32 protein-coding genes and 1 riboswitch are annotated in these 24,661 nt (G+C 35.7%); of the genes, 21 read left to right on the top strand and 11 right to left on the bottom strand.

Annotation, left to right across the window (positions count from 1 at the left end):
- Positions 1-60: 60 nt before the first annotated feature.
- Positions 61-324: a hypothetical protein gene (locus DS031_RS14740; RefSeq protein ID WP_113806840.1), complete on the top strand. Its 264-nt coding sequence runs from the start codon at positions 61-63 to the stop codon at positions 322-324.
- A gap of 92 nt (positions 325-416) precedes the next feature.
- On the opposite strand, the gene DS031_RS14735 is transcribed toward DS031_RS14740, so the two are convergent.
- The 4 genes from DS031_RS14735 to DS031_RS14720 all read right to left on the bottom strand — a co-directional run bounded on the left by DS031_RS14735 (position 417) and on the right by DS031_RS14720 (position 2,388).
- Positions 417-638 (bottom strand): hypothetical protein, encoded by a 222-nt coding sequence (locus DS031_RS14735; RefSeq protein WP_113806839.1) that lies wholly within the window; start codon positions 636-638, stop codon positions 417-419.
- A gap of 238 nt (positions 639-876) precedes the next feature.
- The gene (locus DS031_RS14730; protein WP_113806838.1) at positions 877-1,662 is read right to left on the bottom strand and encodes a TerC family protein; all 786 of its coding nucleotides are present in this window, start codon (positions 1,660-1,662) and stop codon (positions 877-879) included.
- Positions 1,663-1,688: 26 nt separating this feature from the next.
- Positions 1,689-1,973: a YkvA family protein gene (locus DS031_RS14725; protein ID WP_113806837.1), complete on the bottom strand. Its 285-nt coding sequence runs from the start codon at positions 1,971-1,973 to the stop codon at positions 1,689-1,691.
- Positions 1,974-1,998: 25 nt separating this feature from the next.
- Positions 1,999-2,388, bottom strand: a complete 390-nt coding sequence (locus DS031_RS14720; protein WP_113806836.1) for a sporulation protein — start codon at positions 2,386-2,388, stop codon at positions 1,999-2,001.
- 526 nt (positions 2,389-2,914) lie between these two features.
- Here DS031_RS14720 and DS031_RS14715 point away from each other — a divergent pair.
- A complete protein-coding gene (locus tag DS031_RS14715; protein ID WP_113806835.1) occupies positions 2,915-5,158 on the top strand; it encodes an ATP-binding protein in 2,244 nt (747 codons plus the stop codon).
- A 313-nt stretch (positions 5,159-5,471) separates the two neighbouring features.
- Positions 5,472-6,665, top strand: a complete 1,194-nt coding sequence (locus DS031_RS14710) for an MFS transporter (protein WP_245947445.1) — start codon at positions 5,472-5,474, stop codon at positions 6,663-6,665.
- Between the two features lie 93 nt (positions 6,666-6,758).
- Here the strand turns inward: DS031_RS14710 and DS031_RS14705 are convergent, their stop codons facing one another.
- The gene (locus DS031_RS14705; RefSeq protein WP_245947443.1) at positions 6,759-8,381 is read right to left on the bottom strand and encodes an ABC1 kinase family protein; all 1,623 of its coding nucleotides are present in this window, start codon (positions 8,379-8,381) and stop codon (positions 6,759-6,761) included.
- A gap of 399 nt (positions 8,382-8,780) precedes the next feature.
- Here DS031_RS14705 and DS031_RS14700 point away from each other — a divergent pair, with 399 nt between their 5' ends.
- Both DS031_RS14700 and DS031_RS23765 read left to right on the top strand, forming a co-directional pair.
- Complete coding sequence (locus DS031_RS14700; RefSeq protein ID WP_113806833.1) at positions 8,781-10,064, top strand: ATP-binding protein; 1,284 nt, start codon at positions 8,781-8,783, stop codon at positions 10,062-10,064.
- 42 nt (positions 10,065-10,106) lie between these two features.
- Complete coding sequence (locus DS031_RS23765; protein ID WP_181833178.1) at positions 10,107-10,250, top strand: hypothetical protein; 144 nt, start codon at positions 10,107-10,109, stop codon at positions 10,248-10,250.
- 118 nt (positions 10,251-10,368) lie between these two features.
- On the opposite strand, the gene DS031_RS14695 is transcribed toward DS031_RS23765, so the two are convergent.
- The 3 genes from DS031_RS14695 to DS031_RS14680 all read right to left on the bottom strand — a co-directional run bounded on the left by DS031_RS14695 (position 10,369) and on the right by DS031_RS14680 (position 12,159).
- Positions 10,369-10,626, bottom strand: a complete 258-nt coding sequence (locus DS031_RS14695; RefSeq protein ID WP_113806832.1) for a hypothetical protein — start codon at positions 10,624-10,626, stop codon at positions 10,369-10,371.
- A 382-nt stretch (positions 10,627-11,008) separates the two neighbouring features.
- Entirely contained in the window at positions 11,009-11,263 is a 255-nt protein-coding gene (locus DS031_RS14685; RefSeq protein ID WP_113806830.1) for a hypothetical protein, read from the bottom strand.
- 122 nt (positions 11,264-11,385) lie between these two features.
- The gene (locus tag DS031_RS14680) at positions 11,386-12,159 is read right to left on the bottom strand and encodes a HipA family kinase (RefSeq protein WP_113806829.1); all 774 of its coding nucleotides are present in this window, start codon (positions 12,157-12,159) and stop codon (positions 11,386-11,388) included.
- 77 nt (positions 12,160-12,236) lie between these two features.
- Here DS031_RS14680 and DS031_RS24490 point away from each other — a divergent pair, with 77 nt between their 5' ends.
- The 14 genes from DS031_RS24490 (at position 12,237) to DS031_RS24485 (ending at position 21,428) form a co-directional block, all read left to right on the top strand.
- Entirely contained in the window at positions 12,237-12,365 is a 129-nt protein-coding gene (locus DS031_RS24490) for a hypothetical protein (RefSeq protein WP_281269131.1), read from the top strand.
- Positions 12,366-12,423: 58 nt separating this feature from the next.
- Complete coding sequence (locus tag DS031_RS14675) at positions 12,424-12,798, top strand: MarR family winged helix-turn-helix transcriptional regulator (RefSeq protein ID WP_245947441.1); 375 nt, start codon at positions 12,424-12,426, stop codon at positions 12,796-12,798.
- Between the two features lie 356 nt (positions 12,799-13,154).
- Positions 13,155-14,105 (top strand): ABC transporter permease, encoded by a 951-nt coding sequence (locus tag DS031_RS14670; protein ID WP_113806827.1) that lies wholly within the window; start codon positions 13,155-13,157, stop codon positions 14,103-14,105.
- Positions 14,098-15,048: an iron chelate uptake ABC transporter family permease subunit gene (locus tag DS031_RS14665; protein WP_113806826.1), complete on the top strand. Its 951-nt coding sequence runs from the start codon at positions 14,098-14,100 to the stop codon at positions 15,046-15,048. The genes DS031_RS14670 and DS031_RS14665 overlap by 8 nt, the downstream gene beginning before the upstream one ends.
- Entirely contained in the window at positions 15,042-15,800 is a 759-nt protein-coding gene (locus tag DS031_RS14660; protein ID WP_113806825.1) for an iron ABC transporter ATP-binding protein, read from the top strand. The genes DS031_RS14665 and DS031_RS14660 overlap by 7 nt, the downstream gene beginning before the upstream one ends.
- A gap of 58 nt (positions 15,801-15,858) precedes the next feature.
- Positions 15,859-16,830 (top strand): siderophore ABC transporter substrate-binding protein, encoded by a 972-nt coding sequence (locus DS031_RS14655; protein ID WP_113806824.1) that lies wholly within the window; start codon positions 15,859-15,861, stop codon positions 16,828-16,830.
- Positions 16,831-16,935: 105 nt separating this feature from the next.
- Entirely contained in the window at positions 16,936-17,277 is a 342-nt protein-coding gene (locus DS031_RS14650) for an antibiotic biosynthesis monooxygenase family protein (protein ID WP_113806823.1), read from the top strand.
- Positions 17,264-17,923, top strand: coding sequence for an O-methyltransferase (locus tag DS031_RS14645; RefSeq protein WP_113806822.1), 660 nt, complete (start codon positions 17,264-17,266; stop codon positions 17,921-17,923). The genes DS031_RS14650 and DS031_RS14645 overlap by 14 nt, the downstream gene beginning before the upstream one ends.
- A 206-nt stretch (positions 17,924-18,129) precedes the next feature.
- On the top strand, positions 18,130-19,803 hold the full coding sequence (locus DS031_RS14640; protein ID WP_113806882.1) for a ribonuclease J: 1,674 nt from the start codon (positions 18,130-18,132) through the stop codon (positions 19,801-19,803).
- A gap of 290 nt (positions 19,804-20,093) precedes the next feature.
- A riboswitch (cyclic di-GMP riboswitch) is annotated at positions 20,094-20,179 on the top strand.
- A 207-nt stretch (positions 20,180-20,386) separates the two neighbouring features.
- Positions 20,387-20,578 (top strand): hypothetical protein, encoded by a 192-nt coding sequence (locus DS031_RS14635; RefSeq protein WP_113806821.1) that lies wholly within the window; start codon positions 20,387-20,389, stop codon positions 20,576-20,578.
- Positions 20,579-20,589: 11 nt separating this feature from the next.
- Positions 20,590-20,685 (top strand): Fic family protein, encoded by a 96-nt coding sequence (locus DS031_RS24680; RefSeq protein ID WP_425451972.1) that lies wholly within the window; start codon positions 20,590-20,592, stop codon positions 20,683-20,685.
- Positions 20,686-20,838 carry a hypothetical protein gene (locus DS031_RS24675; protein ID WP_181833177.1) on the top strand — a complete coding sequence of 51 codons (153 nt, stop codon included), beginning with the start codon at positions 20,686-20,688 and terminating at the stop codon, positions 20,836-20,838.
- A 298-nt stretch (positions 20,839-21,136) separates the two neighbouring features.
- Positions 21,137-21,280 (top strand): BH0509 family protein, encoded by a 144-nt coding sequence (locus tag DS031_RS14625; protein ID WP_113806819.1) that lies wholly within the window; start codon positions 21,137-21,139, stop codon positions 21,278-21,280.
- Positions 21,281-21,293: 13 nt separating this feature from the next.
- Positions 21,294-21,428 (top strand): hypothetical protein, encoded by a 135-nt coding sequence (locus DS031_RS24485; protein WP_281269130.1) that lies wholly within the window; start codon positions 21,294-21,296, stop codon positions 21,426-21,428.
- Between the two features lie 141 nt (positions 21,429-21,569).
- Here DS031_RS24485 and DS031_RS14620 read toward each other — a convergent pair whose 3' ends face one another.
- A complete protein-coding gene (locus DS031_RS14620) occupies positions 21,570-21,800 on the bottom strand; it encodes a hypothetical protein (RefSeq protein WP_113806818.1) in 231 nt (76 codons plus the stop codon).
- A 182-nt stretch (positions 21,801-21,982) separates the two neighbouring features.
- Between DS031_RS14620 and DS031_RS14615 the strand changes: the two genes are divergently transcribed.
- Both DS031_RS14615 and DS031_RS14610 read left to right on the top strand, forming a co-directional pair.
- Complete coding sequence (locus tag DS031_RS14615; RefSeq protein WP_113806817.1) at positions 21,983-22,207, top strand: hypothetical protein; 225 nt, start codon at positions 21,983-21,985, stop codon at positions 22,205-22,207.
- A 110-nt stretch (positions 22,208-22,317) separates the two neighbouring features.
- On the top strand, positions 22,318-22,746 hold the full coding sequence (locus tag DS031_RS14610) for a DUF1801 domain-containing protein (RefSeq protein WP_113806816.1): 429 nt from the start codon (positions 22,318-22,320) through the stop codon (positions 22,744-22,746).
- A 181-nt stretch (positions 22,747-22,927) separates the two neighbouring features.
- Here the strand turns inward: DS031_RS14610 and DS031_RS14605 are convergent, their stop codons facing one another.
- The gene (locus DS031_RS14605) at positions 22,928-23,737 is read right to left on the bottom strand and encodes an ABC-2 family transporter permease (RefSeq protein ID WP_113806815.1); all 810 of its coding nucleotides are present in this window, start codon (positions 23,735-23,737) and stop codon (positions 22,928-22,930) included.
- Positions 23,734-24,621, bottom strand: a complete 888-nt coding sequence (locus tag DS031_RS14600) for an ABC transporter ATP-binding protein (protein WP_113806814.1) — start codon at positions 24,619-24,621, stop codon at positions 23,734-23,736. The genes DS031_RS14605 and DS031_RS14600 overlap by 4 nt, the downstream gene beginning before the upstream one ends.
- Positions 24,622-24,661: the final 40 nt, after the last annotated feature.

The raw sequence follows: 24,661 nt of genomic DNA, 5'->3' as shown, positions 1-24,661 counted from the left end.
TGCATTTTTTTACAATAAAAACTGATAAAAATTTATTTTAAAATGAAGGGAGTAAGGACCATGTATTTTGAAATGACTAAAGCTGCAGCAAATTTTTATAAGGAAGAATTAGGTGTTCAAAAAGGAGAAGCTGTACGATTTTTCGTTCGCGGAGGAGAAGGGTTTTTCTTCGGTGTTCGAAAAGACGAGTGCGAGCCAACTGATTATCAATTGAAATATAACGAGGTAACCTTTTTCATTAAACCAGATGATGCATGGCTTTATGATGGCAAAAAGCTGGTGTATCAAGCTGATAACGACAAAGTTGGACTTTTAAAAGCTTAAAAGGAAGAAATCCAAAAACTAGGGGCTGTCTCAATAGGGTTTGACTCTATGCTTTTGAGACAGCTCCTAGTTAATGATTTATAATAGTTTTTTTACATAAAAGAAGCAGCTGAAAAATAACCTTTAAAGTGGATTGCCCTGGACTTGTGATAATACTGCAATTCGGCATAACGGTAATATGCTGAGTGATCATTAGCGTTCGCGGTTTTTAACCGTTTATAATGTTCTGCTAAAGCTGCATGTTTTAAAAAGTTTTGCGCTGCTTGTTCGGTAGTGTATGAGGACATATAAGCCATTTGTCGATAGTAATTCATTTACAGTTCTCCTCTCTACCTTATTTATCTTTGCTAGTAGTCTATGAAGAAAAGAGTTGAAATGAGTCAATGAATTTTACTGTTTAAGAGATAAAAAAGGCTGAGCTAAGGGTCTTGCTTGTTTATTTTCTGCTAAAACACCATCCTATTAAATATTTTGTGTAAATAAAGAAAAGCATCACCACCTATTAAAAGTGATGATGCTTAAGCTGTGTTTTTCAAGAAAGTATCTTTTAGATTAACCTGTTTTATTAGATTTTTCTGAAGTAGATGTTTCCTTGTTTTCTTTTGATAGAAACCAGCCGCCTAAGGCGATTAAAATAAGCACAGCATAGAAGGTGATTTTCCATGCAGGTGATTTTGCAAACCCTTCTGGTAATACGGCTAGTGCTGGATGTGATAATGTATAAACAGATAATTTCACTCCGACCCATCCAACAATAAGAAACGCCGCAATTTCTAATCCTGGCTTTGAGTGAAGCAATTTCACAAAGAAGTTAGCCGCAAACCGCATAATAATTAATCCGATTAAGCCGCCCGCAAAAATAACGAGAAATTTTCCGCCGTCAAGTCCACCAATTTGAGGGAGGTTTGTATTTGGAAGCGTTACGGCTAATGCGACAGCTGCTAAAATCGAGTCCACTGCAAACGCAATGTCTGCTAATTCTACTTTAAAAACTGTTCCCCAGAATCCTGCTTTTTTCTTTTTGGTTATTATTTCCTCTTTGCCTTTATTTAAAAGTTTTTTTCTAACAATATGATTAATAGCGATAAATAACAAATAGAGAGCTCCGATTGCCTGCACCTGCCATACATCGACAAGGAAAGAAATGGCAAACAGTGAAGTGAACCGGAATACAAAGGCACCGGCAAGTCCGTAAAACAATGCTTTTCTTCGTTCTTCTTCTGGAAGGTGTTTCACCATAATGGCTAACACAAGTGCATTATCAGCTGCCAAAAGGCCTTCAAGCGCAACTAATAGAAGCAAAACCCAGCTGTATTCAAATAAAACCGATAGTTCCATAATTTACCCACCTCTTTTTAAATTTATTAATCAAATAAAGCGTATTTTTCTTTCAGAGACTGCGGTGCCATTTTGATCATTCTTTCTAATAGAAAGGTCGCAATCACCACATCATCAATGATTCCAAAGAACGATAGAAAATCAGGGATCAAATCAAATGGAAAGAAAACATAAGCGAGTATCATGAAGACGCTTATCACTTTTTTCTGGAACAACACTTCTCCTGAGAGAAAGAACTCTTTTAAGAAAGGAATAAACTTCTTAACTTTAAAAATGAATTTTAATCTTTTGAAATACTTTGCTAGTTTCATTGAAATCATTTCTCCTTACCGATTTTTAAGAAGTAATATGAATCACATCTTCGTCTAAACTTTCAACACCTTGATTAAAAGTGAGCTTTGTGTTGAAGCGGTAAGAGACATTTGGGTTTGACCCTTGAATCGTGTCTGGAATTTTAAATGTAAAAGGTAATTTATTTTCTTCATCTGCTTCGATAAGTTTTGACGTTAAAATAGTTGCTGAATCTAAGATTTCTTCTATTCCAGTTTTTTTATCAACCATCACTAAATCACAATCAATTCGTTTAAGCTGCTGTTCAATTGTTCCGCCTTTTAATAAGAAATACCCGTGAACATCTTCGCCTGGATGAAACCTTTCTTTTTCTAAAATTAAATCGATTTTTGCTGAACCTATTCCTAATAAAGACATTGCTTTTCTTAATATCAATGCATATCACCTTCCATTATTTATGGTTTACAATAGTGTCTTTAAAACATTTTTTACTTGTCCTTTATTTGTTATAATTGCTTATTTGTTTCTTCCCATTAAAGGATTTAAAGAAACTTTTTTTCACTTTTACTCTCGTTTAATTCCTTTCTGTTTAATAGTTTTTACTGATTTAGAAAAAAGAAAAAACCTTTACCTATTTATTGGTAAAGGTTTTAAAGACAAATAAAGACCTTTACCAATAAATAGGTAAAGGTCTTGCTAACAACATAAATGCTGCCAACACAGCCGAGAGTGTAAACACTCTGAAATGACGACTATGCTGTAAAAGCTACTCCCCTTTAGGAGAACTATTCAATTTAATAAATCAATCATAAAATATTTTATATTAATTTGTCAATGGTTATTTTTTATTTGTTATTTTACTGATCTGTTGTATGATATAATCCTAGTACAATAGTAGGGAATAAGGTGAAAATAATTTATTAAATGAGAGTGTTGTGAGAGAGTGTTAAGGAAGATTTTTATGATTAATAAAAATATGACGTTACGAAACTTGTTTTTAATACGGGTTCTTTTAGCATTACTTGTTATCGTTTTGTTATCTGAAGCAATTCAATTATATTTTATTAATGGACAAATTAATGATGAAGTGGATAAGCAGTCACATATTATTGCTCAAAACATAAAGCGTGAAATTGAAAATACTAATTTGGCGGCTGAATCCTTGGAGCATCAAATTGATTTAAAACTAATTTCTTATGCAAAATATACAGCAGAAATATTAAAAGGAAAAAGTATAGATGACATTACAAATCAAGATTTGTTAGCTGTACAGAAAGAGTTAGGTTTAGCTGGAATTACTTTGTTTGCAAGAAAAGAAGATGACATTGTAGGTATGAGATCAACAGATCCTGTGGAGGTTGGATTTAGTTCAAAGGAATTTGGATTTTATGAAACTATTAATATGCTGTTAAAGGGTGAAAAAGCTGTGATAGAGGGAGCGACCTTCCTTGAGAAAAACATGATTGTTCTTCCTATTGCCCAGTCTGGATCCCATCAAAACGAACCAGTCTTTTTTAAGTATGCTTATTATCATTCGCCTCAAGCTTCTTATATTATCAATCCATATATTGAAGCAGATGAAGTGTATCAATTTCTTAATGAAGTAGGACCTAGTTCTTCGATTGCTCAGATGAAAACTAAAAATTCTTATTTAGATGAAGTAGCCATTTTAAATCCGAAAGTTTTTGTTAACCCTTTATTGGAGCAGCAGCTATATCCTCCGGCAAAAAAAATTGTACATGGAACATTTGACTATCAAAGTGAACGAGACCTAAAAGCATTAAAAAGTATGGTTAACAATCCTAAGAAGGTCTCCTATATCCAGCAGGTTAACGGAAAAAAATTATATAAAGTGTTTCTTCCTGTTGAAGAGAACCAAGTAATTTATATGGCTTTTGATTATGGAGAAATGAGTCAACCGCTCATTCGTCAATCCATTCTTATTAGTTTAGCAGGATTTATTTCATTGCTTGTCTTATATCTTTTAACTTCTAATTTTTTTAAACGTATTTATAAAAATATCGACCTTCTAGTCGGAAAAGTAGAGCGTATTTCTAAAGGAGAATATGGGTTAACGGCTGTTTCAGATGGACAATATGAATTTAAAAAGCTGACAGGCTCTATTAATCAGATGTCTTTAAGCTTACATCAATCATTTGAAAAGCTTTTAAATGAAAAGTTATTTCGAGAACAAATTTTAGCTTCTCTTCCAATAGGTATTATAACGATTCATAATCAAACGAATGAAATTGAATTAAATGGGAAGGCAAAAGAGTTAACACAATTAGATGCAATAGAAATAAAAAGGATTTGCACAGAAAAAGTGTCTTGTTCAGTAAACACGGAGTTTTGGAATCTGCTTTGTTCTGAAGAGTTTTTCAAAACACGGAAAATATCATTTAAGATATCAGAAAACACGTATAAGTTTTTAGTTTCCCAATCTCCTCTAGTTGATGACAATAGAAAGATAATAGGTAGAATTTTTCATTTTATTAATGTATCTGAAATTGATCAATTAGAAAAAAGAGTTCATCGTACAGAAAAATTAGCTCTGGTTGGGGAATTAGCATCAGGAGCCGCACATGAGATAAAAAATCCATTAGCTGTTATTCAAGGATTTATCCATCTTATGAATGCAGAACTCTCAGAAAAAGAGCGTCATAAACATCATACATCTCTTATATTAAAAGAAATAGAGCGTATTAATAAAATTGTTCACGATATGCTGGTGTTAGCGAAACCTAGTTTAAACATGAAAGAGGCTTCTTTAGATGAAGTAATAGCAGAAATTATGCCGCTTCTTCATATGAATTACTCGTCTAATACATCGATTCAAGTTAACTTAGATCAAGTGACAGTATATATGGACGTAAATCAAATGAAGCAAGTGTTTCTTAATCTCATTATAAACAGTATTCAGGCGATAAATGAAAAAGGGGAAATTCATATTTCTTCACAGCTCGAGCAAGATAAAGTGCACATTTTTATAGAAGATAACGGAAAAGGGGTACCTGAGGAGATACAAGCTAACATATTTGAACCTTTTGTAAGTAGTAAAGAAGCTGGGACAGGGCTAGGTTTAACAATTATTAAGCAAATTGTTGAAAGTCATGAGGGCAGTATTGAGCTTGTTTCTTCTAATAATGACGGAACAGTCTTTAAAATCACATTACCATTGGAAGAGAAGGGAAAACAAAACCCATAAAAGGATTGAAAAAAGTAAATAAATCGATGTTTTTCTAACGAAAGAAGCCAAAGATCTTTGGCTTCTTTGTATGTTTGCTTCCCTGATGCGGTGACCGCTACCTTCTTTATTTTTATAGAGGATGCTTGCTGTGTTAATGCTTTGCCAGATAGTGTCGATTTCTTTTAAAAAGGTTAGTATATTAGTCGATATGAATTAATTGAAGAATAAATAAGTTTTTTATCTCATTTTAGCGGACAAGCATAATAAGTGTTATTTTAGTTAATTAATGGTAAAATGTAAAACATTCGAAATAAAACATGGGGGGAGATATGTGGAAGAGCGTATAAAACAAATTTCTTTCTTAAAAGCTCTTAGTTTTTTTCATATTGGCGGTAAGGCGACAATTCTTCCTTTTTTGCCGCTGTTTCTACATATAAAAGGGTTTAGCTCTGTAGAAATAGGGACGGTGATGGGGGTCGCACCGCTTATTAGTATTGCAGCACAGCCTATTATAGGATTTATAAGTGATAAATATAAAACAGTTAAAAGAATATTAATTTTTTTATATTTTGGTGTAATCGCTTCCAGTTTTGGGGTCTTTTTTCATGACTCTTTTTTGGTTGTCTTTCTTTCTTTTTTGTTGTTTCATTTTGCTTTATCACCTTGTACTCCGCTTATTGATAGTATGAGTTTAAAGAGTCTTGGGGCTAATAAACATGAATATGGAAAAATTCGTTTATGGGGATCACTTGGTTTTTTCTTCATTGCATTCGTTTCTAGTCCGATCTTGCAATCGATTGGAATTGAACGATTATTTTTTCCGTTTTTAGTTACGATTCTCCTCACTCTAATCGTATTATCGTTTTTAAGAGATCAAGATACTTCATCTGCACCAGTAAATTTGAAGTCTATAGGTGAGATTTTAAAGAATCGTTTATTTATGTCTTTTTTATTATTATGTTTACTTGTGTTAATTCCACATCGGATTAATGACATGATGATTGTGCTGCATTTAGAAAGTCTTGGTGCGACAACATTTTGGATTGGTCTTGCCTGGTCCTTAGCTGCGTTAAGTGAAGTTCCAGTATTTTATTATCTTGCGAAAAAAATAAAAGCGTTTGATGAATTATTTTTATTATCAATTGTTGCTGCCTTATACACCATACGCTGGCTTTTATATGGCTTTATTAGCTCTCCGTCCATTGTGACGTTCCTGCAAGTTTCTCAAGGCATTACCTTTGGTCTTTTTTGGCTGATTGCGATGCAGATGGCTGTTCGTACTGTTCCAGATCATTTAAGAAGCACAGGTCAGGCGCTTTTAACGTCGATATGCTTCGGAGTCGGGGGAGCAATTGGTGGGACCGGCGGCGGTTGGACGTTAGATCATTTAGGCTCACAAACACTGTATCAGCTTATGGCTGGCATGACGTTTGCTGCATCAGTGTTAATCTTTCTGTTTTACCGATATAATCAAATGAAACATACAGCACCTCATGCGCAGAAAAAGCTGTGGACAAATCGGTAGGTTTTAATAATGCAAAAATGAAGTCAAGCAGATTAAAGAAGCTAACTGTAAAACATACAGTGAGCTTCTTTATTGCGGCTGCTCTGAAGGTTGTTAACCTTTTCGTTTTTTCGGCATATGTTTTAACCATTTTCTTTGTTTATGGCTGCAAATGAAATAGCTGATAATAGAAAGTCCTGCTGTTCCTAATGATATTTGCCATATTAGTGTATGATTCATATAAATGCCTGCTAGTGTGCCGAGCACTCCTAAAAAACTTAATTGAAAGAGCTGCTTTTTTTGATTTTCATATATAGTAAAAGTAAAGCTTCTTCGCTGCTCGGTTTCTTTTAACTTTTCTAAGCGCTGTGGTGTTTCTAAGAATTCTGCAGCCGAATGAAGCAGTTTAAAAAGAGGCTGAGCGTTTAACCATGACAGAACAAAACTCCATTTGTTTTTGCCCTGGTCTTTTACCCATTCTAAAAAAACGGGTTTTCCAACCTCAATTAGTTCTTCATGTGGAGCAATCGTATAAAGTATCCCTTCAATTGTGACAAAAGCTCGTCCTAAAAAGGCAAAACGTGTTGGCACTTGAATGGGGAGTGCTTGAACGAGATCATTCATTTCTTTTTTTACAGACAAAAGATCCATTTCTTTTAGCTGGGAAGGATGATAGGACATCATTTCAGCTAAAAGGTGTTCGATCGTTTTTGTTTCCGCGTCTGGAAGTAAAAATCCTAATTGTGAGAAACAGTTTACTGCTTTTGAGTAATTTTTTGCAAGTAGTGCTTCAATTAATGTTTGGAAGTTGGCGGCATCTTTTTTTGAAATATCACCAACCATTCCAAAATCAAGTAAGATGATTTTACCATCGCTTCCGACTAGTACGTTCCCAGCGTGCGGATCGGCGTGGAAAATTCCCGCCTCGAGCCACTGTGGAAGAAATACTCCGATAAGACGCTGCGCTAGCTCTTTGCGGCTTATTTTAAGAGCATCTAAGGCATCTACATCTGTTATTTTAACGCCTTCCACCCATTCCATGACTAATACTTTCGATGTACTAAACTCTTGATATACTTTAGGAATTCTTATGTCATGATTGTTTTTAAAACGTTCTTGAAATGAGAGGGAAGCTTCCATTTCTTTTGTAAAGTCTAGTTCTCTTTCAATCACCTGTTTCAGTTCTTTGAACAGCATTTTAAAGTTAATAAATCGTTTTGGAATAGGAGCGAAATGATGCGCAAGCCAAATAACAATTGCAAGTGTTCGAAAATCTGTTTGCACAATTGAAGCGATGTTTGGACGCTGCACTTTAATTGCCACCTTTTTTCCGTTCTTTAATACGCCTTGATACACTTCTCCAATTGAAGCGGAGGCAACTGCTTCTGGATGAATGAAAAGAAGGGTGTTCTCAATTGGACCGTTCCATTCTTGTTCTAAAATTTTTTTGATTTCTGGCCATGGGGAAGGGGGAACTTTATCAACAAGATCTTGAATTTGGCTTATAAACGCATTTGGAAGCAAATCAGAGCGAATGCTTAATAACTGGCCTACTTTAATAAGTAATCCCTCTAATTCAAACAGTGTTTTTCGAAAATCCCCACCAATTTTCTCCCAAAGTTTTACCCATTCTGCTTCAGGCTTTTTTCGCAATTTATAGGAGTAAACTGTTATGAAGGTAAGAAATGCCATTGAAAGGATTTTCCACATTCGAACGAACTTATTTTCTTTTTTCAATGATTGATCATCTCTATTCTTTATTAAATTAACTCTCTAGAAATATTCTTTATTTATAAGGATAAACCTTTGAAGGAGTTTCAACTAAAGCATAAAAATAAGAGATTCCTTGCCATTAGGAAAAGGCTATAAATTTCCTTCTCTCATAAAGTCTGCTTGTACATATTGTTCTCGGGGTGTGGAGGAGGATGATGGAAAAAACATCGCTAATAGAACTGTAAATACAAGAATGAACCGCATTTTTTTCTCTCTCATAACTCGGAATTTGTTAGAGTATGTTTAAAACATTGAAGAATTTAAAAAGTATATTGGTTTGTGGGTATTTTTACAGCTATTCTAGTGACGTTTTTAGAAGTAAAATAAAGATAGGTAATCCATTAACGTATAGGAGAAAAAAACTTGATAAAGAAACAAAATCATATTATTAAATTTAATGAAATCAATTCTAATACAGTTCCAAATTATTATGAGTATGGATTTGTGATTAATAGTATTAAAACGAAATTGTTTGAGGAGTTTGGCTTTGAATTTAAAATGTATGCAGATGAAGAAACGACAAATGAAATTTGGGAGATCTTAGAGGGAGATCTTCAGCATAACAACACTGAAGTAACGTTAATTTCTCATATATTTGACGGCATAGAAACGGTGACCATTTCGTCTAATCATACGGACGAAAAGTTAGAATTTGTTCTTAAGCCAAGAATTACAAATGGCCTTTATTATTATCCAAAATTCAACGTGGCGTTAGCGCAGTCACCTATTTTTCAAAGCCACAGCGACATGAATCATGATTTAGTTTTCGCAAAAGATGATATGTGTATGGTTGAATTTCTTGCGTATATTTTACAGCGAAAAAGAGAGTATATTCGTAACCATGTAACGGTCTTTACTGATATGGAAGATGGCGTGGACAGTAAAAAAGAGAAAATCACAACCTTAGTTACAAGAGATGACGTCTTCTTAGAAGAAAATTTAAAAAAGGAAATTTATCGCTCGATCGATGAGTTTTTCTCGGAAAGCGGCGGTTTTTTCAAAACTTACAATATTCCTTATAAAAGAGGAATACTACTATACGGAAAGCCTGGTAACGGAAAAACAACGCTGGTGAAGTCAATTGCCAACAGCATTTCTGCTCCGGTAGCGTACTGGCAGATTACAGAATTTACGTCAAGCTATTCGATTCACGAAGTATTTTCAACCGTTGCGAAAATGGCGCCGATGGTACTTGTCATTGAAGATATCGATTCGATGCCAGAAGATGTTCGTTCAGTTTTTCTAAATACGTTAGACGGGGCCACTTCAAAAGAAGGCATCTTTTTAATCGGTACGACAAATTATCCGGAAAAAATCGATCCCGCCCTTATAAATCGTGCCGGCCGGTTTGATCGCGCCTATGAAATAAAACTGCCAACAGAAGAGCTTCGTTATGAGTATTTACTCAAAAAAGAAATCACGCAGTTTATTTCTCAAGAAGCTGTCGGGAAAGTAGTAAAGGAAACAAAAGGATTTTCCTTTGCACAGCTTAATGAATTATATACCTCTATTGCACTGCAGTGGCACTATGATCGAACTGTAAATATTGATGGATTATGTGCGGAGCTTAAAGCAGATAATAAAAATAATAAAAAGCGCAGTTGGGATTCTGAATTGAATTCTCAAAGTGTTGGTTTTCAGTTTTAGGGGGCGGATAGAGGAATATGACAACTCGTTAGGAGTTAGAAAATGAAAAAGAACAAGAGAGTTAAAGGTAGTTTTCTGAAAGGGATTTTCATTGAGATTCGCGACACCATTCTGTTTGAAGTAGTGTGGTGGATTCTAACGCTTATTCCAAGGTTAATGATTCGCTTTATTAAAAATATACTTTAACTTTAATTATTAAATTGGCAGGCTAATGATAGTGTAACTTTATTTTGAAAACATAGTTATACAAAAAAGCTTGGATTGTTTCCAAGCTTTTTGTATGTGAATTTTATTCACGATATTTTTACCAAAAGAAAAATGGTGAGAAACTAAAGGCAGCGATTGTAGCTAACGCAATGGCTGCGATGCCGAGCCCAAACCCGAAAAAGTAAGTGCCGTGTCCGCCAAAATCTTCTTTTTCATTTCCAAGTGGTCGAAGGTAAACATTTTCTTCGTCACAGCGCTCGATATAACCGCGGTGCACATTGCCATCGTAACATCTTATTTCTATGCACTCTCCGATATGATCATTAAATACATGATAATAGTCATGATAAGACATTTTAACCCTCCTCATTCTATCATGTTGATAGGCTTAATCTTTTGAGATCATAACATCCTCCCTATTAATATATGAAAAGTTTATGGTAGAGATTGGACAGGTATGGAGGGCGGATATAGGAAATTTGCTGGTGATCGTGTAAAGGCCTAAGTTAGAGGGAAGTGCTATAAAAAATATAAATATTGGTGTATCGATAGGGGAAGCAGCACATCCGAATGAGGGCAAAACATTGGATAAGGTAATTAAAATAGCAGATAAAAACATGTATAACATGAAGTATGAAAATAAAAGAACTAACATAAATACTCAACAATACAGTATTAAGAGGCTGACTCTATATTTTTAGAACAGCCTCTTAATACTGCAGAAGTTTGATATGTACTTAATCTCGATGTTCCAGAACCCAGTATTTGTTTTCGAGCTTATGACTGGCCATTAAGTTTCTACTCATTTCTTTATTTGCTTTAAAAACATGTTCAATGGATAATGATCCGCAAAATAGTTCAGATGATTCGATAAAGTGATTGGCATTTTTAATGGCACTGTTATAGGGATCTTCATCGTGGATTGCAGGACTAACTTTATATTCTAACGTACATCCAAACGATTTATGAGCTAGTTTAAAGTGTAAAGCCATCATCTTCACCTCCTTCTTGTTTATTCTTCCCAAACAACTATCTCTTCATAAATGCCTATGTTATTCCATAAAAAAATTTTGCTTTTGTAGAAATAAGGCTGATCAGAGTTGAGTTAACCTTTTTACATATATTTACGCGTAAATTTCTCAATTAAATGAGGAAGAACGTTCTTTGCGTCCACAAGATAAGCAAACAGGGCTGCCTTCTCAGAAGGCGATACTTCCCAATCATTCGGAATGGACTGAATTACTTTATAAATAGACTGATTGGACAAAGCAATGATTTTTTCTACATATGGCTGCAGTTCCTTCGCAGTAAGAAGGGAGGCGGCCCATTTGTGAACAGTGCGGTGGACAACTTGATTTGGATTTTCCTTTACTGTTTCCTCGGTCCATTTAAATTCATTTGGGAAGCAGTTCGCATGATCGATTAAATGAAGATCATATTTTCTGTTTGGAAGTGGTTCAAGGAGGATATTGTTTGAGCCGCGATCAGTGTTATTCACCCAATGGTCAAAAACAACCATTCCGGCAATGTTTTCAATGTTTTCTATTTCCTCTCTTAAAGGTCTTGGCGGAACGCGTGACAGCCCGGTGCAGTTTGGGATAAACACACTCGCAAACTGGTTTCCTGCTTTAAATTTTTTGGCCGTTTTTTCTGAAGAGGTTTTAATAAATTCCTGTGAGATAGAGACAACCTTAAAGGGAGCTGCGGGCAGGGAAAGCAGCTGAGCAAGACGACCGACAACATATTCATTTACTAAAACTCTTGTGCCTTGGCGGTTATTTTTAAACTTTACGACGTATGTAAGAGAATCGTTAAATAAAAGCAGCTGTGGTTTTGATTTCCCATCGAGAGATCGAATAAACTGAACAGGCTTTAATGATTTTGTCATACTAAGGAAGCCCTCCTTTCAAATCTGTTCATTCTTATATAGTGTATGAATCAAAAACAAATTTGAGTGGATGAGAAATGATGAAAAAAAGGGAATTTCCAGCAGGATGCTTATCATTTTCTGTAAAAGTGATTACAATAGGAAAAAGAAAGGTAGAAGTTAATTTTCCAGCAGGAGAAGGAAAAGGGGAGAGCAATTATTACTAATAAAAAATATCAAATTGATGATTCGCTTGGGTACAAATTGTTTCATGCGTCACGCTTAATGTGTGCGCGGCTAAATCAAAACTTTAAACAGAACGATTTTCCTGTTACATATGAGCAGTGGCAAATTTTAAGCCGCCTTTATGAGGAGAACGGTCAAACGCAAAATCAATTGGCCATTCTTAACGAAAGAGATCAGCCAAGTATTTCACGGCTCATTGACAATATGATGAAGCGCAGTTTAGTAAAACGAGGTTCGCATCCTCATGATCGTCGAATAAACCTTGTATACTTAACAGAGGAAAGTATACAAATTCAACATGAGCTTGAAAGTTTAGCTTTTAAAACGATTTTACAGGCTTCGGATGGAATTGATGAAAAAGAGATGGAAACATGTTTAAGAGTACTTGATCAAGTTAGAGAAAATTTAAAGTGAGAGTAAACACCGATTTTATGAGGACTTATTTATGTCGTGAAAGTATTTTATCACACAAATAAGTCCTGATTTTTAAAAAGAATTGATAACAATTATCAAAAAAAATAACAATTAGCATTGACAACCGATAATGATAATTGTTATCATTTGGACAGATCAAACAATCCATTATTTTTAAATATATACTTGTCTAAACAAGTATATATTTAATGGTTAAAAGCGATAAAGCAAAGACTGTTTATTTAGAAAGAAAATAAAGGGAAGGAGAGTTTTTTACTTAATAATTGATAATGATTATCTTTATTAATTATTAGTTATAAAACTTCTTTACATTTGGTAGAGGTTAGGAAGAGTCTATGAAACTAAGATATTTAATACTTTTATTAATTTTATTATCGATTACGTCGCTGTTTGTCGGCGTTTCGAATGTGTCAATTTTTGATCTTTTTTCGTTAAGTGAAGATCAGCTTAACATTTTACTCGTAAGCAGAATTCCCCGCTTAATCAGTATTTTAATTGCGGGGATGAGCATGAGTATAATCGGATTAATTATGCAGCAGCTGAGCCGAAACAAGTTCGTGTCGCCCACAACGGCAGGAACGATGGATTCAGCAAGGCTAGGCATTTTAGCGGCGATGCTTTTGTTCCCTGAAGCGGGAATGTTTGAGAAGATGACGGTTGCCTTTGGCTTTGCATTAGCTGGCACGTTTCTCTTTATGAAAATATTAGACAAAATCAAGTATAAAGACGCCATTTTTATTCCGCTCGTTGGCTTAATGTTTGGAAACATCGTTGGATCGCTGACCACTTTTTTTGCGTATAAATATGATTTGATTCAAAGCATCGGCTCCTGGCTGCATGGAGACTTTTCAATGATTTTAAAAGGACGATATGAGCTTTTATATATCAGTGTTCCTGCCGTTATTGCGGCTTACATATTCGCAAACCGCTTTACAATCGCCGGCATGGGTGAAGATTTTGCGGTGAACTTAGGACTTAACTATAAACACATTGTAAATATCGGATTAATTCTCGTTGCACTCGTTTCATCTGTTGTCTTACTCACAGTCGGAATGCTTCCGTTTTTAGGACTGATTATCCCAAATATCGTAACGATTTATCAAGGCGATCATCTTAAAAATAGTTTGCATCATACTGCAGTATTAGGCGCTTTGTTCGTGTTGTTTTGTGACATTCTTGGCCGAGTGATTATTTATCCATATGAAGTATCAATCGGCCTTACTGTTGGTGTGATTGGAAGCGGCATTTTCCTTTATTTACTGATGAGGAGAAGAGCCTATGCCTAATAAAACAAAATTACTTATTCTAACTGGATTGTCATTCTTATTTATTGCACTGTTTTTATTTTGGGATCTTAGCGGGAGTTGGGATTATGCGCTGCCGAGACGAGGGACGAAGATTTTGGCAATTGTGTTAACTGGAAGCTGTATTGCGTTTTCAACAGTTGTTTTTCAAACGATTACGAACAACCGAATTTTAACGCCGAGCTTAATTGGACTTGATTCACTTTATTTGTTAATTCAAACCGTGATTGTCTTCTTATTCGGTGGAATGACGCTGACGATGATGAATCGTGAAAGTCACTTTTTATTATCAGTTGGAATTATGGTGTTGTTTGCGGTTCTTTTATTTACGTTTCTATTTAAAAAAGAAGGGCGAAACATTTATTTTCTATTATTAATTGGTATTGTACTCGGCACGTTTTTTGGAAGCATTTCTTCCTTTATGCAGCTGTTAATTGATCCGAATGAATTTCTAGTTGTACAGGATTCAATGTTTGCAAGTTTTAACAATGTCAATACAAATCTTCTTTTCATCTCAGTTGTACTGCTTGCCCTTGTTTCGCTTTATTTTATGAGATTTATAAAATATTTGGACGTGATTTCGCTTGGCAGAGATCATGCTTTAAATTTAGGCGTCGATTATGATGCGGTTGTTAAACAATTGTTAGTCGTTATTGCCGTTCTTGTTTCGATTGCAACTGCATTAGTCGGACCAATTACCTTTTTAGGACTTCTCGTTGTCAATGTTGCGCATGAGTTTTTACGAACATATCGCCACAGCTATTTAATACTCGGCTCAATATTAATTAGCATTATTGCATTAGTTGGTGGACAGTTTATCGTCGAGCGCTTGTTTACATTTTCGACGACCGTTAGTGTGATCGTCAATTTCGTTGGCGGTGTGTACTTTCTTTATTTGCTGTTAAAGGAGAATGAATCATGGTAGAAGTGAAAAATCTTTCAAAAAACTACGGAAATAAATGTGTCGTCGATAATGTGTCGCTGACGATTGCGAAAGGGAAAATTACTTCGTTTATCGGTGCCAATGGGGCAGGGAAAAGTACGCTGCTGTCTATGGTAAGCCGGCTTATTCCCCGTGATCAAGGTGATGTGTATCTCGATGGTAAAGAAATTAAATCGTACAAAAATAATGATCTTGCGAAAATGCTGTCAACATTGAAGCAGTCAAACAATGTGAACATTCGCATCTCGATTCGCGACTTAGTAAGTTTTGGGCGCTTTCCATATTCGCAGGGGAAACTCTCGAAAGAAGATTGGCGTTATGTAGATGAAGCGATTCAATATATGGAACTTAGTGATATGCAGGAGAAGTTTATTGATCAATTAAGCGGTGGTCAGCTTCAAAGAGCGTATATTGCAATGGTGATTGCGCAGAACACCGACTATATTTTGCTTGATGAACCGCTTAATAAATTAGATATGAAGCATTCTGTCCAAATTATGAAATCACTGCGAAAGATGGTAGATGAGCTGGGAAAAACCGTTGTAATTGTTATTCATGATATTAATTTTGCTTCCTGCTATTCCGATTATATTGTCGCCTTAAAAAACGGCACGATTATTAAAGAAGGACCGACAGATGAAATTATTACAAGCCCTGTATTAAAAGAAGTTTATGAGATGGATATTCAGATTGAACAGGTTAATGGCAAGAAAATTTGTGTGTTTTATACATGATTAGGATGTAAAATGTTTTAAACATTTTACATATAAAAAATATTTAGGAGTGATCAAAATGAAGAAAAATGTAGTTTCATTCTTATTAATGGCTGTACTCCTGCTCGTTTTAGCAGCTTGCGGGGGTGCAGCAGAAACAACGACGGAAGTAGAGGCAGAAGCAAATGGTGAAGCACAGCAAGCAGAAGCAGCTGAAATAACGCTTACCCACGAATTAGGCGAAACGGTTATAACAAAAAATCCTGAAACGGTTGTCGTGTTTGATTTTGGGGCACTTGAAACGTTAGATCAGTTAGGCGTAGAAGCTGCAGGTGTTCCAAAAGCAAGTGCACTTCCAGGTTATCTATCAAAATATGAAGATACAAAATATGAAAACGTTGGAAGCTTAAAAGAACCAGATTTCGAAAAAATTAACAGCATGGACCCGGATTTAATTGTGATTTCTGGAAGACAAGCAGAAGCGTATGAAGAGTTAAGTAAAATTGCACCAACTTTATATATCAGCCTCGATTATGAAAATTATATGGAATCATTTACAGAAAATGTGAACACATTAGCAGAGATTTTTGAAAAAGAAGAGCAAGCAGGAGAAGAGCTTGCAAGTATTAATGCGTCAATCTCAGCGCTGAATGAAGCAGCAGCTTCAAGCGATCAAACCGGGTTAATCGTCTTATCAAATGGCGGTAAAGTAAGTGCGTATGGTAGTGGTTCACGCTTTGGGGTTATTCATGATGTATTCGGTGTAAAGCCAGCTGATGAAAATATTGAAGCATCGACGCATGGCATGAGCGTTTCCTTTGAATATATCGCCGAAAAGAACCCGGATTACCTTTTTGTCATTGACCGCGATCAAGTTGTAAATGGCGAAGCAAAAGCAAGCGAAGTGTTTAACAATGAACTTGTAAACGGCACGAACGCAGCAAAGAACGGCAAGGTTATTTATCTTGATCCGAGCGTTTGGTACCTGTCTGGCGGTGGATTAATTTCAGCGGTTGAAATGGCAAAAGAAATAGAAACAGCAATTCAATAAAAAAGCTAATTAGTGAAGTGGAAAGTGCCTTGTTTTGAATTTATCAAGGCACTTCTCTTTTAATCATTCGTTTTAAAAATTTTAAACAAAAAGGGAGATAACATGATGTTCGTTCAAGTAAGAAAAATCACAGTAACAGAAGGAAACTCGAAACAAGTCGTGAATCAATTTAGTAAGAAAGGAATATTGGAAGAACAGGAGGGAGTGATTGATATTAAAGTGATGGTAAAAAAGATTCGTCGCGGCGAAGAAGAAGTAATGATCTTAGTCAACTGGGAATCGGAAGACTATTGGAAGCAGTGGGAAAAAAGTGATGTTCATATCGCTGGACATAAAGCAAAACGTAACCAGCCAAAGCCCGACTATATTATTAATACAGAAGTAGCGAAATATGAAGTAAAGGCGGTTAAACAAGGTATAGGAGGGCAAAAAAATGATGTTATCTGAAACATGGCATGATGTAGAGAAATATTTTAAAGAAAAACTAAGTGATTCTCCTGAGATGGATGTAATTTTAAAGGTGAATGAAGAAGCAGGCTTACCGAGCATTGACGTGTCACCAAATCAGGGAAAACTGCTTCATTTATTAGCAAAAATGAAAGGTGCAAAAAACATTTTAGAAATTGGCACACTTGGCGGCTACAGCACGATTTGGCTTGGTCATGCTTTACCAGAGGACGGTAAGCTTGTATCGCTCGAATTTAAAGAAAAGCATGCTGAAGTAGCAAGAGACAATATTAAAACAGCGGGCTTAGAAAATAAAATTGAAGTCATTGTAGGAGACGCACTTGAAACATTGCCGGTCCTTAAAGAAAAGGGATATGCTGACTTTGATTTCATTTTTATTGATGCTAATAAGCAGGACTATGAGCAGTATTTTAAGTGGTCGCTTGAATGTTCAAAATCAGGGACAGTTATTATTGCTGATAATGTTGTTCGCAATGGCAAAGTAATTGATGCTGAAGATCCAAGAGTACAGGGGATTCAACGCTTTATTGATGTATTAGCAAATGAACCACGCATTGACGCAACTGCTATTCAAACGGTAGGAAGCAAAGGGTATGACGGCTTTGCTTTAGGAATTGTTAAATAATAAATTGCCTCTTTTGAAGGTAAGGAAATGATTGAAAAACACTATCTTTTCTGTTTGAATTCAGAAAGGCTGGTGCTTTTTTTATATGCGAAACCATTCTTTTACGTATAAAAAATAAAAATACTCACTCAACGGTAATGTTTATAACAATAAAAGTTTCCAAACGGGGAATACTAAGGGAAATTTTTAAAATGGGTGGGATGAGTTTGAAGGCAAAAGAACAAACATTATCGATTTTCGCCTTAGGCGGGGTCAATGAAATCGGAAAAAATATGTATGTGCTGCAGTATGAAAACGATCTTCTCATTATTGACTGCGGAGGCAAGTTTCCTGATGAAAGTTTGCTTGGCATCGATTTAATTATCCCGGATATTTCCTATTTAGAACAAAACAAAGATAAAATTCGCGGCTTAATTGTCACACATGGTCATGAAGATCATATCGGCGGCATTCCTTACTTTTTGAAAAAATTAAATGTGCCGATTTATGCGACGCGCTTTACACTCGGTTTAATCGAAATTAAATTAGATGAACACAAACTGCTTCGTGAAACAGAATGTATTCAAATTGATGCCGAATCAAAGTTGAAGTTTGAAAAGATTAGTGTAAGCTTTTTTAAAACAAACCACAGCATTCCGGATTGTCTCGGGATTGTATTTCATACACCAGAAGGAAATGTTGTTCATACAGGCGATTTTAAATTTGATTTAACACCTGTAAATAATCAGTATTCTGATATTCATAAAATGGCTGAAATCGGCAGAAATGGTGTGCTTGCGCTTTTATCAGAAAGCACGAATGCGGAGCGACCTGGCTCAACGCCGTCCGAACGCATTGTTGGCGAGCATATCGAAGAAGCGTTTAAAAAAGCTGAGCAAAAAGTAATTGTTTCAACGTTTGCCTCGAATGTGAACCGCGTTCAACAGGTTGTTGATGCGTCGATTAAAACGAATCGTAAGCTCGCTCTTCTCGGCCGCAGTATGGTCAATGTTGTCTCAGTAGCAATTGAACGCGGCTATTTAAATGTTCCTGAAGGGATGCTCGTTGATGCGCGCGATGTGAATGAACTTTCTCCCGAAAAAGTTACGATTTTATGTACAGGAAGTCAAGGTGAGCCGCTTGCAGCACTTTCGCGGTTATCAACGGCAAGCTACCGTGATGTTGCGATTTTACCTGACGATTTAATCATTCTTGCCGCAGGACCGATTCCTGGGAACGAGCGCAATGTCACACGAATTATTGATAACTTGTTTACACTTGGAGCTAAAGTCATTTACGGCTCGGGAAGCTCATCAGGTATGCACGTATCCGGTCATGCTTATCAAGAAGAATTAAAGCTGATGCTGACATTGATGAGGCCAAAATATTTTATTCCAATTCACGGGGAATTTAGAATGCTGCATCATCATAAGGTGCTCGCAGAATCGGTGGGGGTAGAGAGCGGTCATACGTTTATCGTCAAAAATGGCGATGTTGTTGACATTCAAAACGGAGAGGCACTGCAGACGCGTAAAGTTGCTGCCGGTGATATTTATGTAGACGGTGTTGGTGTCGGCGATATTGGGGACGTGGTACTTAGAGATCGCAAACAGCTTTCTGAAGACGGTATGCTTGTCATTGTGATTACGCTTAGTAAAGCAGAACGAAAAATTGTTTCAGGTCCAGATACAATTTCGCGCGGCTTTGTTTATAACCGCGAGTCTGAAGATCTTATCAAAACAGTAAACAGGCTTGTTACAAATACAGTCACCGAACTTCAGGAAGAAAACATACACCGCTGGAATGTGATCAAACAAGCGATTAAAAAATCAGTTGGGCAGTATTTATTTACGAAAACGAAGCGTAAGCCAATGATTCTGCCGATTATTATTGAGATTTAACGGAGGATTTGGATTTAAGCTGTTTAAAAATTGAAGAAGTAGTAAAAACAGCTGATCATGTAGAGGTGAGCCTTGCATGTTGTTTAGGGATGCCAATTGGTACAAATGGGCATCCTTAATTTTTATTAATATTACATAATTATACCTATTTTTTGTTTTATTTTCTTATAAAAAGGGTATATAGTATTAATAAAGTCTAGGAGGGATAAAGACAGCTTTTATTATATAAGGCAAAGAGTGGATTTGTTTTAATACAACTAGAAGCAGGGAATGCCTTTCTTTAAAAATAAATAGATAAAAGGCAAAATCGTTGAAAAGCGATGACGCAAAGCCACAGGCCTAAGATGAGTTTCATTACGGCGGCTGGGTTGCAGATGAACACCAAACGATACGTTTATTTATTTGTGTTTGGTAAAAAGAATTCTTGCAATCTAATTTTTCTTAGGTTGTAAGAATTCTTTTTATTTTAAAAAAGATCATTTCTTTCATTAGAAATGGAAATTATCAATCAGGTTTTTCATAAATGGGAGTTTGAAATGATTAAAAAATAAGCATGTTCATTTTCTTTATGAGAGGAGAAAAAATGGAAAATCTATTGCTTTTTTTACTGTGGTTAATGGTGGGGATCAATATAGGGTTTGTGTTCATTATTTTTAAACTGATGAAAGGAATTCGCCTTCGTAATCGGTCTATTAAGGTTTTATTAGCAAAACTTGATGAGCAAAAAAAGAGGGAAATATCTTCTACCAGCAGCAATCGAAAAGGAATTTCGTGAGCGGATCAATTATGCTGCATGCAATATTTCTCGGAATTCACCTTTTCATTGATGGGAACGGTCGTACATCACGTTTACTGTGGAATTTAGAGCTTATGAAAGATTAGTTGCCGCAGCTTGTCATTAAAGTTGCAAACCGCTTAGCTTATTATGAAGCATTCGATAAAGCACATACACAAAAAGATTACGATGGTTTTATTAGGTTAGTCATAATGGAAGTGGAAGATTTATTAGATCTCTATTTAAGTGCACAGCATTAACAATCTTTTTAAAAGCGTTTCTGTTAAATCCAGAAACGTTTTTTTCTTTATCCATGTAGTTTACTCTAGATAGGTCATTATTATCCACTATTTATGAAGTGTTGGATAGTATGGTCTATCTTTTATGTGAAAAATAAACTTATTCGGTTTTATGGAAAAAATTCATAACAATATTGATTAGAAAAAGATTATTGTAAAAAAATTTAAAAAATAATGGACATAAAAAGAAAAACTGTTATATAATATATAATAAATAATAATATTGTTATAATACAGTTATAAAAAGGGGAGAATAAAAATGAGTAGATTAGAGCGCAAAAACATGATTGAGTATATTGAACGAATGAAAGGAATTTCTCACCATGAAATGCTTTATATGACAGATGCAGATATTGAATATATTTATGAAACGATCTACTTTAAAGAACAAATTGCAGAGTAAAGGAGAATAAGAAATGGAAATGTATACAAAAGCTTATCAGAGATATAGTGAAAAATGCGCAATGTTTGGAATTCATACAATTGATATGGTTGAATTTATTAAAACAGTAACAGATGAACAAGTTGAAATGCTGGTAAGGGAAGCTTAAAAATAGTAACCGGAGTTGAAAAATATGAATAGTGATGCTGGGGTTTTAATCTGAGCCATCTGTTTTTCCTAGATAATAGGGGAACAGATGGCTTTTTATATCGCTGCAGCAAACAATAACTTGACGTTATGAGCCAAGTTATTAATTAGGAAATTTTCTTTTTCCTAGTTTCCAACTTAAATAACTAACGATCAACGATAAGATAATTGGCAGCCAAGAAACGCCTGCTTCAAAGATTATCCCGTCAGACGGTGTTTCTTTATAATAGTAAAACATTAACCAATTGATATCTAGAACTCTTCCAATTAAACCTGAGAATAATAACGTTAAAAAGAATCCAAGAAAAGACATATAGTACGGCATATGTTTCATTAATGAATCATCTCCTTTCCCGTATTTTACCATAATAATAACATGTGTTTATTAAAAGAAATAGGAGGAAAATGCCTCTATAAAAGGGAAGGAATTATTATCTCATGCATAATTAGGGAAGTAATAAAAAGGAACAGTTACCTCTTATGTTGAATGATTATGAAAAGGAAAGGAGCGGCAGGATGGATAAACAGCAGCGCTTTAATGAAATTAAGCAGGCATATGAAGACATCGAATTAATGGAAATTTCTCAAGGCAAAAAAGAAAAGTATTATGAGGCGCTTATGGATGAACTGAAAAGCGAATTTGATATTTCGATGATGAAAAAAGCGAAACCGAATGAAGAAAATAAGGCAGTACTTGCTTTATATAGAAAGCTGTTAATCGGCAGGGGATTGGATTTGTAGAAAAGAGTAAATGAAAGAAAGCGGCAGGATAATAGTCATTAAAGTATAATTGTATAGGAAAATGCATCTTTACATAGGTAGAGGCTAGAGATGCGGAAGGAGAAGAGTGTATGGTTTACGAGCTGAAAACAAAAGAAGATGACAGCAGTGTGATTGAATTTATTGAAGCTGTTGAAAGCCCTAAGAAACGTGAAGATGCTTATAGATTACTAGATATTTTTACTGAAACAACTGGATACCAGGCGAAAATGTGGGGACCAAGTATTATTGGCTTTGGGAAATATCATTATAAGTATGCAACTGGTCATGAAGGTGATGCGCCGCTTGTTGGATTTTCTCCTCGTAAAGCAAAGATTAGCTTGTATTTTGCGACAGGAGACGATAAGCGTGAGGAACTGTTAAAGCAGTTTGGAAAGCATACAACAGGAAAAGCGTGTGTGTACATTAATAAAATTGCCGATATTGATGGTGAGGTTTTAAAAGCACTAATTACGCAGTCGGTTACCTTTTTAAAAGAAACGTATCCTGATTGTGAGTAAATGCAGGGCGACAAACAAACCGTTAAAATGGTTTGCAAAAATCTTTGTAATGGTTGTCGTAGAGTTTGTTGAGCGTGTAAAAGTTGTGGCGGAAGAGGGAAGTAAGAGCGAGAGTTTGGTATGAGATAAGAAGCTTGGAGGATAGATCCAAGCTTCTTTTACTTGTGAATTTTTGGGATAATTACAGTGGCAGGTTACGATGTTTAAAAACCACACCTGCACCTAAGTACGTTACAAGGCCAATTCCAAATAGAACAAGGGAAGACAGCAGCACATTCGCTTCGCCGCTTGAGATTAGACTCGGCTCAAATAACGAAAATGGCGTAAGGTTTCGGAGCCATTCAAAATCAGTTGTTAATTTTCCAATCATATCTAGTCCGTACAAAACGAATGTGAATCCTCCAGCAATCCCAAGTGCCAGCTTCTCATCATTACAAAGCGAGGAGATGAGAAAAGAATAGCCGCCAACAGCGAAAAAGAGTAAAAAGCCAACTAAGTTCATTTCAAAGAACGTCTTCAAGCCAATGGAGTACTGCTCATCGAGGAGAAATTTCCCAGCAAGAACACCGCCGATAAATGTTAACAGCACAATTAAAATCAATCCGTTTACTAAAACAACAGCCTGGGTAAAGGCGATTTGAGCGCGGCTTACTTTTGTTGAAAGTAAATAAGCCATCGATCTGTGATCAACGAGTTTTGCTAACAGCTGGGATGCGGTCATCACACTGAAAATACCTAAAATGATTGGAAAAAACAGTCCAAAATATTCAGCTGAAATAAAGCCGCCGTATGAGCTTAACGATTCAACGCCGATAACCTGTTTGAGTGCGTCTGGAAAAACATCCATTAATTTGTTGATTTCCGCGGCGTTATCAGCAATCATCGGGTAAAGGGCGGTCATAAGGGCAACGTACATTGCGGAGCCGAAGCCAAAGCTTGAAAATCCTTTTATATTTGATTTCATCATCGTTTTATATAAGGCGAAATTCATTGTGCCGCCCCCTTTTTGTCATAATAATTCATAAACACATCTTCTAAATTTTGATTGCCGATGCCCATGTTTACGATGCTGTAGCTCGAAAGCTCGGTAAAAAATTCATTGTAATTTCCTTGAATGACAATTCGAACCGTATTTCCGTTTATAGAATCTATCATTAAGTTTGAGGCTTGTAATTTTTTAATATCCTCTTCATGTTGAAGCGTAATATCATAAAGCTTGCGCTGCATTGTCTGCAGTTCATGGATATCTTTAATAGTAACAATCCGGCCATCCTTTATAATCGCGGCCCGGTCACATGTTTTCTCAATTTCGGCAAAGCTGTGCGAAGACATTAAAAACGTTTTTCCTTTTGCTTTTTCTTCAAGCACTAACTCGATAAATGTTTTCTGCATTAATGGATCTAAACCTGATGTTGGTTCATCGAGAATATAAATGTCTGGGTTATGCATAAAGGTGACGACAATACCGACTTTTTGCTTCATGCCTTTTGACATTTTTCGAATTGCAATTTTTGGATTAAACTGGAGGCGTTCAATCAGTTCATCGCGTCTTTTATGGTCGTTTATCCCCTGCATGCCGGCCATCATTGTAATAAATTCCAACCCGTTCATGCCGTCTAAAAAAGCAATTTCTCCAGGCAGATAGCCAATACATTTACGTGCTTTTTCCTGTTCCTCCCACGCATTAAAGCCATTTACTATCGCTGTTCCTTTTTGCGGCTTCATATAGCCCATTAAATGCCGAATTGTTGTTGATTTACCGGCACCATTCGGTCCAAGAAAGCCAAATACTTCGCCTTTTTGCACTTCAAAGGAAACGTCAAAAATGCCTTTTCCGTTTGAAAACGTTTGGGTAAGAGCTTGAACCTTGATCATAAGATCACTTCCTTAACTGAAGATGTGAAATAAATGTATA

This window comes from Bacillus taeanensis, from assembly GCF_003318295.1.
Taxonomy (GTDB): Bacteria; Bacillota; Bacilli; order Bacillales; family UBA6769; genus Maribacillus; species Maribacillus taeanensis.
Note: the sequence above shows the minus strand (reverse complement) of the source record. Positions and strands in the feature narration are given on the sequence as shown.

What these genes read in the sequence shown, in the direction of transcription:
- DS031_RS14625 (WP_113806819.1), top strand. Translation starts at nt 21,137, where the DNA reads ATGAGTAGATTAGAGCGCAAAAACATGATTGAGTATATTGAACGAATG.
- DS031_RS14740 (WP_113806840.1), top strand. Translation starts at nt 61, where the DNA reads ATGTATTTTGAAATGACTAAAGCTGCAGCAAATTTTTATAAGGAAGAA.
- DS031_RS14675 (WP_245947441.1), top strand. Translation starts at nt 12,424, where the DNA reads ATGTGTGCGCGGCTAAATCAAAACTTTAAACAGAACGATTTTCCTGTT.
- DS031_RS14610 (WP_113806816.1), top strand. Translation starts at nt 22,318, where the DNA reads ATGGTTTACGAGCTGAAAACAAAAGAAGATGACAGCAGTGTGATTGAA.
- DS031_RS24680 (WP_425451972.1), top strand. Translation starts at nt 20,590, where the DNA reads ATGCTGCATGCAATATTTCTCGGAATTCACCTTTTCATTGATGGGAAC.
- DS031_RS14600 (WP_113806814.1), bottom strand. Translation starts at nt 24,621, where the DNA reads ATGATCAAGGTTCAAGCTCTTACCCAAACGTTTTCAAACGGAAAAGGC.
- DS031_RS14685 (WP_113806830.1), bottom strand. Translation starts at nt 11,263, where the DNA reads ATGGCTTTACACTTTAAACTAGCTCATAAATCGTTTGGATGTACGTTA.
- DS031_RS14725 (WP_113806837.1), bottom strand. Translation starts at nt 1,973, where the DNA reads ATGAAACTAGCAAAGTATTTCAAAAGATTAAAATTCATTTTTAAAGTT.
- DS031_RS14620 (WP_113806818.1), bottom strand. Translation starts at nt 21,800, where the DNA reads ATGAAACATATGCCGTACTATATGTCTTTTCTTGGATTCTTTTTAACG.
- DS031_RS14615 (WP_113806817.1), top strand. Translation starts at nt 21,983, where the DNA reads ATGGATAAACAGCAGCGCTTTAATGAAATTAAGCAGGCATATGAAGAC.
- DS031_RS24485 (WP_281269130.1), top strand. Translation starts at nt 21,294, where the DNA reads ATGGAAATGTATACAAAAGCTTATCAGAGATATAGTGAAAAATGCGCA.
- DS031_RS23765 (WP_181833178.1), top strand. Translation starts at nt 10,107, where the DNA reads ATGAAAAAGAACAAGAGAGTTAAAGGTAGTTTTCTGAAAGGGATTTTC.
- DS031_RS14655 (WP_113806824.1), top strand. Translation starts at nt 15,859, where the DNA reads ATGAAGAAAAATGTAGTTTCATTCTTATTAATGGCTGTACTCCTGCTC.
- DS031_RS14670 (WP_113806827.1), top strand. Translation starts at nt 13,155, where the DNA reads ATGAAACTAAGATATTTAATACTTTTATTAATTTTATTATCGATTACG.
- DS031_RS14715 (WP_113806835.1), top strand. Translation starts at nt 2,915, where the DNA reads ATGATTAATAAAAATATGACGTTACGAAACTTGTTTTTAATACGGGTT.
- DS031_RS14735 (WP_113806839.1), bottom strand. Translation starts at nt 638, where the DNA reads ATGAATTACTATCGACAAATGGCTTATATGTCCTCATACACTACCGAA.
- DS031_RS14605 (WP_113806815.1), bottom strand. Translation starts at nt 23,737, where the DNA reads ATGAATTTCGCCTTATATAAAACGATGATGAAATCAAATATAAAAGGA.
- DS031_RS24490 (WP_281269131.1), top strand. Translation starts at nt 12,237, where the DNA reads ATGATGAAAAAAAGGGAATTTCCAGCAGGATGCTTATCATTTTCTGTA.
- DS031_RS14650 (WP_113806823.1), top strand. Translation starts at nt 16,936, where the DNA reads ATGTTCGTTCAAGTAAGAAAAATCACAGTAACAGAAGGAAACTCGAAA.
- DS031_RS14645 (WP_113806822.1), top strand. Translation starts at nt 17,264, where the DNA reads ATGATGTTATCTGAAACATGGCATGATGTAGAGAAATATTTTAAAGAA.
- DS031_RS14665 (WP_113806826.1), top strand. Translation starts at nt 14,098, where the DNA reads ATGCCTAATAAAACAAAATTACTTATTCTAACTGGATTGTCATTCTTA.
- DS031_RS14635 (WP_113806821.1), top strand. Translation starts at nt 20,387, where the DNA reads ATGGAAAATCTATTGCTTTTTTTACTGTGGTTAATGGTGGGGATCAAT.
- DS031_RS14680 (WP_113806829.1), bottom strand. Translation starts at nt 12,159, where the DNA reads ATGACAAAATCATTAAAGCCTGTTCAGTTTATTCGATCTCTCGATGGG.
- DS031_RS14660 (WP_113806825.1), top strand. Translation starts at nt 15,042, where the DNA reads ATGGTAGAAGTGAAAAATCTTTCAAAAAACTACGGAAATAAATGTGTC.
- DS031_RS14730 (WP_113806838.1), bottom strand. Translation starts at nt 1,662, where the DNA reads ATGGAACTATCGGTTTTATTTGAATACAGCTGGGTTTTGCTTCTATTA.
- DS031_RS14695 (WP_113806832.1), bottom strand. Translation starts at nt 10,626, where the DNA reads ATGTCTTATCATGACTATTATCATGTATTTAATGATCATATCGGAGAG.